Annotated in this window: 1 protein-coding gene; it reads left to right on the forward strand. The window is 72.3% G+C overall.

Features of this window, described 5'->3' with window-relative positions:
* On the forward strand, positions 1 to 3,898 hold a 3,898-nt coding region (locus tag D6689_15970; protein ID RMH39636.1), incomplete at both ends, for a hypothetical protein.

A 3,898-nucleotide genomic window follows, 5' to 3' on the forward strand; every position in this document is an offset into this window, starting at 1 on the left:
CGCGCCGGAGACGCCGCCGTGCCGGGATGCCCGCGGCGAGCCGGTGGCGTGTGTGTTCGATCGGCTGTTCGCGCTCGGCCCCGACGCGAACGTGTCGGAGGCGCAAGACCAGACGACGGTCGTGGAGATGGCGTGCCCCGATGGCGAGTGTTCGTATCCTGGCTGCAGGGTCACCGGCACGGTTCCGAAGGGGACGCCGGCGCAGGAGAGAGCCAAGATCGTGGCCGGCCTGGTGAAGGAGTGGCGGTACGCGTGTTGCAGCCAGTTGCTCTGTAATCTACCGGAGAATCCGGCGGGCGGCGGGTGGCCGTCGCTGTTCGGGCCGCCTCATCCTTCGTACGCCAGGGGCAACGGGCTCGGGTTCCCGGGCGACCGGCCGGCCGTCGGCGAGATCGGCGCGGAAAGCGTGCCTCCGCAGCACCGGTACGGCGAGTGCATCCAGTTTCCGGAGATGGACGGCGGCTACTACGTGGGCCGCGTGTGGGTGAACCTGGGAAATGGGAAGCTGTCCGACGACCCGGTGATCGCGCGCTGGCCGGCGCCGCTCGAGAGCGACCGTCCGGTCGGCGGAGTGGGAAAGGCCGACTCGGCGCTCGCGAGCGCGTGGCACGCGCTCATCGACATCGATGGGGACGGGTTCGTCGACCAGGTGTTTCGCCACCCGGTGTGGCAGCAGCCGTGGGACGGCCGTTTCCTGGTGTTTCGTGGCGACGGCACGGGCCACTTCCGCGGGGACGAGTCGGGCGAGCCGTACGTGTGGACGATGCCGAACGACGTCGTAGCGGCCCACTCGCGGCTGTCCAACCAATACGCGCGGCTCACTGACGACGGCGCGGTGACGGCGAACACATACCACCGGCGGGTCGACACCCGGGTCGAGCTGGAGGATGTCAACGGGGACGGGCTGCCCGACTACGTCGAGACGCGGGCGATGGGGTCGGTCGACGAGGGCGTAGTCCGCGTGTACTACAACACCGGCCGGGGATTCGAGCGCGCGCCCTACGAGGACGGCACGGTGTTGTCGGCGTTTCTGCCGGTGCTGTCCCGTTCGGTCGAGGTCACGGTCGGCCGCGGCAACCCGTCGGAACCCGAAACGTCGATGTCGTGGACGATGCAACAGATTCGGCTGGTCGACATCGATCAGGACGGACTGCGCGATGTGTTGTGGTTGTCTCCGCCGGGGTCCGAGCAGCGCGACCCCTGGACGGGCCTGATCGGGGTGCCGCGCGCGGCGGCCACCGCGACGCCTGGGATCGACGTCGTACGACCGGACGGCGCGCCGAACGCGATGGCGGCGCCGGGATCGCAGCGGTTGGTGGTGCCGTTCCTGAACGTCGGCGATCAGTTCGTGCCGGCCAACGCGCTCGCCGATCCCGAGCTGTACGCGGCGGCTGCTCGGTTCGTGCTCGTACAACACGACCGGTGGACCGTGAAGTCGGACGTGGCGGACGTCGACGGCGACGGCATGCTCGACCTGTACGGCAACCGCCGGCACGTGGGCTGCCAGCCGGAGCCGCCCTATCGCGGCTGGACCGGCTGCGGTCAGGCGAGGACGTACGCGCGGGACGCGGACGCGTCGCAAGGGATGCGTCTGCTCACGCGAGTCGACAACGGGCGCGGGGCGGTCGTGACGTACACCTACGCGCCCGGCACCGACGGGACCGTCGTGACGCATTCCGACGGCGAGCGGCCGCCGGCCGGGCTGTGGGTGGTGCGCGATGTGACGGTCGACGATCGCGTGTCGAACACGACGTCCCGGACGACGTACCGGTACCACCACCCGGTCCACAATCGCGACCGGTGGGGCCATTTTGCGTTCCGTGGCTTCCGCGAAGTGGAGGTGGTCGGGCCGCCGAACGCGGCGGGCGTGCGCGGCAAGGCGGTCGAGCGCTACGACTACGAACTGGATCCGACGGGCCGTTCCAACGGCAAGGTGGCGTACACGGATTGCGACCCGCTCGCGGCGGTCCAGGGCGGCGCGCGCGGCGAGCGCGAGGCCGGCTGCGCGGCGAGCGTCGAAGACACGGTGTGGCAACGGCACGCCCTGTTCCACGGCGCGGTGGTGTCGTACCAGCCGGCGGAGCACCGGCGGTACGTGTGCCCGAAGGGGGCGGACGAGGCGACCTGCCGGGCCGAGGGTGCGCTCGAGCGCACGGTGTACGGGTGGGGCCCGCTGTACGCGGTGCCGCCGGCGCCGCCGCCGGTCGTGGTCGGGGGGTTGGTCGACGCGGTGGCCAACCTCAGCCCGAGGGCGCCGGCGAGTTTGCCGGCGCGCCCCCTGGAGACGCGATTCACCACGCTGCGGCCGCGGCCGGCGCTGGGATCGGCGATGCCGGTGGTGGGCGGCGCCGGGCCGTCGGGGATCGCGGCGCCGCCGGGCGTCGATGGGACGCCGGTGGAGCCGGCAGCGCCGGTGGACCCGCTCGTGGAGCCGGACCGGCCCGAGTGGAGCTTCTTGTGCGGCGAACAGGAGGCGGTGGCCCGCGACGCGGTGCCGGTGGCGTTCGTGCAGTGCGGTGAGCGGACCACGACGGTGCCGGGCGCGATTCGGACCGGAGACCGCGGTCGGGTGCAGAGCTTCCGGCTCGACTACGGCGACGCGACGTACGCGATCTTGCCGGTCGAGGGGCGGCGGTACGTCGCGGTCGAGGACGGTTCGGACGACGCATGGGGGCGCGTGGCGCTCACGGGGCGGACGCGGGTCGACTACGACGCGCGCGGGCTGCCGGAGCGCACGCACGTGTGGATCGATGCGACGACCGTGGCGACGACGGAGCGGCAGTTCGACGCGGCCGGCAACGTGGTGGCGGTGCGGCGCCCGCGCCATGTGAAGGCGAACGCGGATCGCTGGCAGCGCACGGTGTACGACCGCTACGGGCTGTACGCGGTCGAGGCGACCGACGAGCTGGGGCACACGGTGCGGACGCAGGTGGACGTGGCGACGGGGGTGGCGGTGCGCACGGAGGGGCCGGAGCAGGCCGGGGGATGGCCGGGGACGCGGGTGGAGATCGACGGCTTTGGCCGGGTGGTGCGCTCGTACCGGGACGTCGACGCGGACGGCGGCGGCTATCGCGAGGTGCTGGTCGCGACGGCGGAGTATCGGGACGGCGAGGTGCCGGCGCGGGTGATCGCTCGCCAGCGGATCGACGGCGACCAGTGGTCGGAGACGACGACGGCGGTAGACGGGCTGGCGCGGGTCGCGTGGGTGGCGGAGGCGACCGCACAGGGACCGGCGGTGACGCGGTACGCCTACGACGCGGCGGGCCACGCGGTGGCGGTGACGCGGCCGAATCCGAGCGCGGACGGGCCGGCGGAGGTGACGACGCGGTGGCAGTTCGACGCGGGCGGCCAGGTCGTGCGGGTGGTACCGCCGGTGGGGGCGCCGGTGGTGATCGATCGGGACGGGTTGACCGTGCGGCGGACGGAGGTCCCGGCCGACGGGAGTCCGGCCAAGCCGGTGACGCTGTCGTACGACGTGTACGGGCGGCTGGTGACGGTGGTCGAGCAAGGGCCTGACGGGCCGGCGGAGACCGACTACGAGTACGACGCGAACGACAACCTGATCCGGGTCGTCAACGCCGACGGAATCGTGACCGAGATCGACTACGACTTCGCCAAGCGGCGAACCGCGATCCGGCGCGGGGGAAGGACCTGGCGGTACCGGTACGACCTGCACGGAAACCTGGTGCAGATCGAGGACCCGGCGGACGCGGGCGCGGCGGGGCAGGCGTATGGCGCGGTGGCGTATCGCACATACAACCATTACGACGCGGTGGACCGCCTGGTGACGCAGTACACGGGCACGCGGCAGCTCACCGCCGACCAACGCAAGCGGTACGGCCTGGGCACGTGGCAGGTGCCGCTGTCGGTGACGCGATACGAGTACGACGCGGCGGAC

Source organism: Deltaproteobacteria bacterium, assembly GCA_003696105.1.
Lineage (GTDB): Bacteria > Myxococcota_A > Polyangia > Haliangiales > J016 > J016.